The sequence below is a fragment of the Streptomyces torulosus genome (genome assembly GCF_001419765.1).
Classification (GTDB): Bacteria; Actinomycetota; Actinomycetes; order Streptomycetales; family Streptomycetaceae; genus Streptomyces; species Streptomyces torulosus.
The window spans coordinates 1-5,580 of sequence record NZ_LIRK01000609.1 but is presented as its reverse complement, the minus strand read 5'-3'; the positions used below and the strand labels follow the sequence as shown (position 1 = coordinate 5,580).

The 5,580-nt window shown below is 73.2% G+C and carries 7 protein-coding genes; 4 read left to right on the top strand and 3 right to left on the bottom strand.

Annotated features, from left to right (window positions below):
• The 4 genes from AOK23_RS35090 to AOK23_RS35075 all read left to right on the top strand — a co-directional run.
• The coding region (locus AOK23_RS35090) for an alkaline phosphatase PhoX (RefSeq protein WP_157878238.1) at positions 1-682 on the top strand (682 nt) is incomplete at its 5' end.
• 260 nt (positions 683-942) lie between these two features.
• Positions 943-1,842 carry a winged helix-turn-helix transcriptional regulator gene (locus AOK23_RS35085; RefSeq protein ID WP_055716575.1) on the top strand — a complete coding sequence of 300 codons (900 nt, stop codon included), beginning with the start codon at positions 943-945 and terminating at the stop codon, positions 1,840-1,842.
• Positions 1,843-1,872: 30 nt separating this feature from the next.
• Positions 1,873-2,742: a polysaccharide deacetylase family protein gene (locus tag AOK23_RS35080; RefSeq protein WP_055716574.1), complete on the top strand. Its 870-nt coding sequence runs from the start codon at positions 1,873-1,875 to the stop codon at positions 2,740-2,742.
• 46 nt (positions 2,743-2,788) lie between these two features.
• A complete protein-coding gene (locus tag AOK23_RS35075) occupies positions 2,789-3,016 on the top strand; it encodes a hypothetical protein (protein ID WP_055716573.1) in 228 nt (75 codons plus the stop codon).
• Between the two features lie 40 nt (positions 3,017-3,056).
• On the opposite strand, the gene AOK23_RS35070 is transcribed toward AOK23_RS35075, so the two are convergent.
• The 3 genes from AOK23_RS35070 to AOK23_RS35060 form a co-directional block, all read right to left on the bottom strand.
• A complete protein-coding gene (locus AOK23_RS35070) occupies positions 3,057-3,656 on the bottom strand; it encodes a YdcF family protein (protein WP_055716572.1) in 600 nt (199 codons plus the stop codon).
• Positions 3,657-3,785: 129 nt separating this feature from the next.
• Positions 3,786-4,454, bottom strand: a complete 669-nt coding sequence (locus AOK23_RS35065; RefSeq protein ID WP_055716571.1) for a hypothetical protein — start codon at positions 4,452-4,454, stop codon at positions 3,786-3,788.
• On the bottom strand, positions 4,454-5,443 hold the full coding sequence (locus AOK23_RS35060) for an ABC transporter ATP-binding protein (RefSeq protein ID WP_055716570.1): 990 nt from the start codon (positions 5,441-5,443) through the stop codon (positions 4,454-4,456). The genes AOK23_RS35065 and AOK23_RS35060 overlap by 1 nt, the downstream gene beginning before the upstream one ends.
• Between the last annotated feature and the right edge of the window lie 137 nt (positions 5,444-5,580).

Here is a 5,580-nt window from a genome sequence, read left to right as displayed (position 1 = left end):
GCCCTTCGGCCTCTTCTACCGCTTCCTCCCCGACCGGCCGAAGGGCGGCCTGGGCTCCCTGCGCGCGGGCGGCCGTCTGCAGGCGATGCGGGTACCGGGGGTCCCCGACCTGTCCTCCATCCAGGACACGGGCGCCTGCTTCGAGAAGATCGAATGGGTGGACGTCCCGGACCCGCTGGCCACCACGACGGCCATCCGCCACCAGGACTTCGGCCCCAAGGGCATCACCCACGCCCAGAAGCTGGAGGGCTGCTACTGGGGCGGCCGCTGCGTCTACTTCGTCTCGTCCTTCGCCCGCAGCGCGGACGGCTCCGCCGCCGACCACTACGGCCAGATCTGGCGCTACGACCCCGACCACCGCACCCTCACCCTGGTGATCGTCTTCGGCCCCGACACCGACATCCAGCTGCCCGGCGAGTCCCCCGACAACATCTGCCTGGCGCCCAGCGGCGGCCTCATGGTCTGCGAGGACGGCAACGGCACCCAGCACGTGTACGGCGTCACCCGCCGCGGCGACGTGTACGCCATGGCCCGCAACGCCCAGAACATCGGCACCCCCACGGAACCCGAGTGGGGCGAGTTCGCGGGCGTCACGTTCTCCCCCGACGGGCGCACGATGTACGTCAACTGCTACACGCCGGGCACGACGTTCGCGGTGACGGGGCCGTGGCGCCGTACGTGAGATGACGGGTCGTACCCGACCCGGCTTGACGGATGGGGGCGGGCGCCTGCGGGCGTCCGCCCCCTCTCACACGTCCGGGGCCGAATCCACAGGTCCGTGCTCCCCGCGTGGATTCTTCTGTCCTTCCCCGGAGGATCCTTTGACGCCCTTCTGAGCAGTTCCGGGTTCACTGGCCGCGACCGCTTCCCGACAGGGAACGACAGCTCATGACGCGGGCGGCACCGTGACGCCCGCTCGACATGGACCGGTGAACGAACCTCATGGACACACCCCCCACTCCGGTGTCCAGCGGCGACGGGACGACACGTGTCCTCGTCGCCCACCCGACCCCGCCGCAGGCGCTCCGCCTGTTCCGGCACCTGCGCGCCGCGGGGATGAGCGTCGCGCTCCCGCGGGGCGGTGCGGGCGCCCTGTCGCTGCGGCAGATACGGGAGCAGGCGCCCGATGTGGCGCTGCTGGCGGTCGGCTCGTCCGGCACCTCCTGGGACGCCCTGCTCCTGGCCCGCGCCCTGCGCCGGGAGCCGCACCGCCCCGGCATCCTCCTCCTCACCGACGGCACCTGCGGGCCGGAGGAGCTGAGCCTGGCCGACGACTACGTCCACGAGGGCTGCCGCCCGGCCGAACTCGCTTTACGCGTGCGGGTGTTGATGACCAGACGCCGCACCCCCGACCTCGCTCCGGCGGACTCCCGGGGCCCCACATCCACCCCCGCCACCGGCCCGGTGCTCCACATGCTCCCGGAGAGCAGGCGCGTCCTCCTGCGCGGACGCGATGTCCCGCTCACGATGAGGGAGTTCGACATCCTGCACGTCCTCGCGGTCCGTGCGGGCGAGGTGGTCCGCAAGGAGGAGATCCTCGACCGCGTCTGGCGCCACGACTTCGACGCCGGCTCCAACGTGGTCGAGTCCCACATCTGCACCCTGCGCCGCAAACTGGCCGACACCCGCCGCACCCTGATCAGCACCGTACGAGGCATCGGCTACCGCCTGACCGCCCCCGACACCCTCGACACGACTTCAGGTCAACCGTCGAACGGCACGGGACCCGCACGCCCCGACCGGTCGACCATCCCGAGTTCCCGGCGCCCCGGCTCCGCTCCGGTCGGCCGACCGGGTGACTTCAGAGGCGGATTCCGGGTGGATGAGCGGGTGATCGGATGAGTGGGGAGTGCGAGGCGTTTACTTCGTGTCGTGATCGTTCCTGTGCGAAGTGTCAGGGTGTTCTGTGCGCTCGGGGCGCTCGGGGTCGCCCTGACCGCCTGCGGTGGGCCGCGGGCCTCCTCCCGAGTGGTCACCGCCACGGCCACGGGGGCGGTTCAGCGCCCGGTCGTGGCGTCCCGGCCGCCCACACTCGCTCCCGGGCCGGCCGGCCTCGCGCCGGTGTTCGAGCACGGGCCCCGGAACCGGGGCGAGAAGACGGTCGCGCTCACCTTCGACGCGGACATGACCGAGGAGCAGGGGGCTCGGGCCGCCGAGGGCGAGCGGTTCGACAATCCGCGGCTCATCGCGACGCTTCGTCGGCTGGAGGTGCCGGCGACCGTGTTCATGACGGGGCGGTGGGCGGAGGAGTACCCGATCCAGGCCCGCTCGATCGGACGGGACCCGCTCTTCGAGGTGGCGAACCACTCGTACGGTCACCAGGCCTTCAGCGCCGACTGCCATGGCCTGCCCACCCTGGAGGCGGGCCGTATCGCGGTCGACGTCGAGCGGGCGTACACCGCGTTCCGCGAGGCCGGGGTGGCGGACCCGATGCCGTACTTCCGCTTCCCGGGCGGCTGCTACGACCGCCGTGCTCTGCGCGCGCTCAGCTCGTCCGGGGTCACGGCCGTGCAGTGGGACGTCGCCAGCGGGGACACGGCGGCCACGGATCCGGCGGTGGTCGCCCGGGACGTGCTGGAGCGCGTGCGGCCCGGGTCCGTCGTCGTCATGCACTGCGTGAGGAGCGCCGCGCCCGTCACGGAGCGGGCGGTGCGGATGATCGTGCCCGCGCTGCGGGAGCGCGGCTTCCGGCTGGTGAAGGTGTCGGAACTGGTCGGGGCGGCGGCCGCCACCACGTCGTGAGTCCTGCGCGCGGGGCGCTTCCTCTGCGCCGTCCTACGCTGGACACATGAGCGACTACTGCGGCACCGAGACGACGACCACGGGTGCGGCTCCGGCCTCGGGCCCCGCGTCGGCCACGGAGACGGCGGGGCAGGCTCCCGTCGCCGCCGGTCCGCCCTTCGCCGCCTGTGTCCTGTGCCAGGAACCGACCGAGTATCCCGAGTCCCACAAGGGGATCACCCTGTGCCCCGTGTGCGAGTGGCGCGAGGCCGAGCGCACGGCTTGTTCGGGCTGAGGGCCGGATCACTTCCCGACCGATGACGTGGGGTGCCCGCCTACGGCGCGGCCTTCCGTTCGTCGGCCCGGAGAACGCGGAGTGTCCACAGCCCGTACAGGGCCAGCAGCGGTTTGACGACGATCCACTCACCGGGGCGGTAGTCGTCGGCGCGCACCAGCCGGTCCGCGAGATCGGGGCGCTGCCGCCGCAGGTACGCGCGGGCCTTGAGGCCGTGAGCCGGCTGGGAGGCGATCTTGATGTGGTCCACGCCTTCGAGCAGGGGGACGACGTTCGTGATGTTCTCCCACGTCGTGGTGGACCGGTCCTCCAGGAGCACCGTACCTTCGTACCCGAGCACCGACTTCGCGTAGTCGGCCATCAGTTGGGCCTCCGTGGTGCCGACGCCGGTCGGACCACCGCTGAAGATCAGGCAGGTCTCCTGCGCACCGTCAGCGGCGACGGAGCGGATTCCCGCCCGGACTCGCCATCGGTTGATCAGGTTCACCGTCGCCCGGGGATTGCGGTACCCGAGCACCACCACGGCCATCGAACCGCCGCCGCCTTTCTTCACGAGAACTCGGGACCAGCGCCAGTTCAACCACTCGCCCCAGGCCAGGGCCGCGACCCCGGCCATCGCCAGTCCTGTCCTTCGCCGCATGCGGCGACTCTAGGGCCTTTCGCGCCCGTGTCGCCCGCTGCGCGCCGGACGGAACGGTGGTCGCGAGGTCGCGGCCACCCGTCGCCGGCCCCACAGCACAGCGCCCGCTACGAGACGGCCCAGGGCCTCTCAGGCCCGCCGTGTCGTCAGCGCGCAGGCCAGTGCCGTCGCGGCCGCCGCACAGAGGGCCGCCGCGAGGACCGGCAGGGCGGGGACCGGGATCGTGCCGCGCTGGGAGCCGTCGACCAGGGCCGTGATCGCCGCCCTCGCCGGGGAGCCCACGACCACGAGCGCCAGGAGCGCGCCGAGGAGAAGGGCCGGGACGGCTCGGCCGGGTGAACGGAGCAGCGGCCAGTTCGTGAGGGCGCCGACGGCCGTGCCGAGGAGGGCGCAGGCGAGGGTCGCGAGGAGGCCGGCGGCCCCCGCGGGGAGCGGTTCGACACGGATGTCGTGGGCCGTGCTGGTGGGTGCGCTGATGATCGTGACGACCACCGTGGCCGCGGTGCCGAGCACACCGGCCGCCGCGAGCGCGACCAGGACGCAGGACAGGTGGGCGCGGCCCGGTCCGGCCGCCGCGCCCGTGCAACTGCGGGCGGCGGGCGGCTCGTTGGTCGCGCAGATCCGCACCAGCCAGGCGGCGACTGGCAGGAGCGCGGCCGCCGTGTAGCCGAGCGAGTCGAGCACCGGCTGCCCGCTCTGCACGCCGACGCCGAGGAACGCGGCGTAGAGGATGACCGGCGGCAGCCAGCGCTGGGAGCGGACGAGGAGGGCGGCCTGGTAACGGAGAAGGGCGGTCATCAGGAGCTCTCCACTTCCAGCGCGGCCGGCGCGTCGTCCGGGTCCGGCGATACGGCCTGCTCAGCGCTTGGCTGCGGCCGCCGCGTCTCCGTCGGATCGTCCACGTGTCCCACGCTGACCACGTGCCAGGGCGGCCGGGCCCCCAGTAACGCCCGCAACAGCGTGTCCGACTGGGTCTCGGGGACGGTGAACCGGTGTGCTCCGGAGCCGGTTTCCTCGACCGAGACCGCCAACTTCCCTGCCTCCGGGGGCACCCGCGTGCCCCCGCGGCCCCTCGCCTCGACGAGCACGCACGGGCCGGTGACAGCCGCCGCCGGCATCCCCGTCCCCTTGCCCGCGCTGAGTTCCAGGGCTCCCCCGACCACCGCGTACGTCGCGTCCGGCACCCCGGCCAGGCGCCGCGGGTCGTGGTCGACGAACACCACGGCGGACCCGGCGGCCCTGCGCTCGACGACCACGCGCTCCAACTCCTCGCGGGCCTCGGCGTCCAGGCCGGTCCACGCCTCGTCCAGGACGAGCAACTCCGGGTCCGCGAGCAGGGCCTGGGCGACCGCGACCTTCTGGCTGCTGCCCTTGGAGAGCTGGGCCATCGGCGTACGGGCGTACTCGGCGGCCCCGAAGCGCTCCAGCCACTCGTCGGCGGCACGGACGGCGGCCGGGCGGTCCAGACCGTGCACGGCACCGAGGTGCGTGAGGTACTCGGCGGCCGTGAACGGCAGGGCCGCGGGGAAGCGTTCCGGGACGTACGCCGTGCGCGGGCGGCCCACTATCCGGCCCTCGGTCGGCGCGTCGATCCCGGCGAGGACGCGGAGCAGCGTCGACTTGCCGGTGCCGTTCGCGCCCTCCACCCGGATCAGTGCGCCGGAGGTGACGGTCAGGTCGACGCCGTGCAGGACCCAGGGGCCGCGGAACCCGTACCGGCGCCCCACACCCTCCAGGCTCAGCAGGGGGTTCGCGCCCTCGGGGCTCAGCGGTGACTCACGTTCCATGCGGACCATCCTCGTACACCTGTCCGGTCGGGAGGGGAGAAGACCCGATCTTCCCGGCGAGGGACGCCAGGGATCTCTCGGCACGGCACACCCGTCGTCGCCCCGTGTACCGCGCGCGCTGCACGGCCGCCCGCGCA

What these genes read in the sequence shown, in the direction of transcription:
- AOK23_RS35085 (WP_055716575.1), top strand. Translation starts at nt 943, where the DNA reads ATGGACACACCCCCCACTCCGGTGTCCAGCGGCGACGGGACGACACGT.
- AOK23_RS35065 (WP_055716571.1), bottom strand. Translation starts at nt 4,454, where the DNA reads ATGACCGCCCTTCTCCGTTACCAGGCCGCCCTCCTCGTCCGCTCCCAG.
- AOK23_RS35060 (WP_055716570.1), bottom strand. Translation starts at nt 5,443, where the DNA reads ATGGAACGTGAGTCACCGCTGAGCCCCGAGGGCGCGAACCCCCTGCTG.
- AOK23_RS35070 (WP_055716572.1), bottom strand. Translation starts at nt 3,656, where the DNA reads ATGCGGCGAAGGACAGGACTGGCGATGGCCGGGGTCGCGGCCCTGGCC.
- AOK23_RS35075 (WP_055716573.1), top strand. Translation starts at nt 2,789, where the DNA reads ATGAGCGACTACTGCGGCACCGAGACGACGACCACGGGTGCGGCTCCG.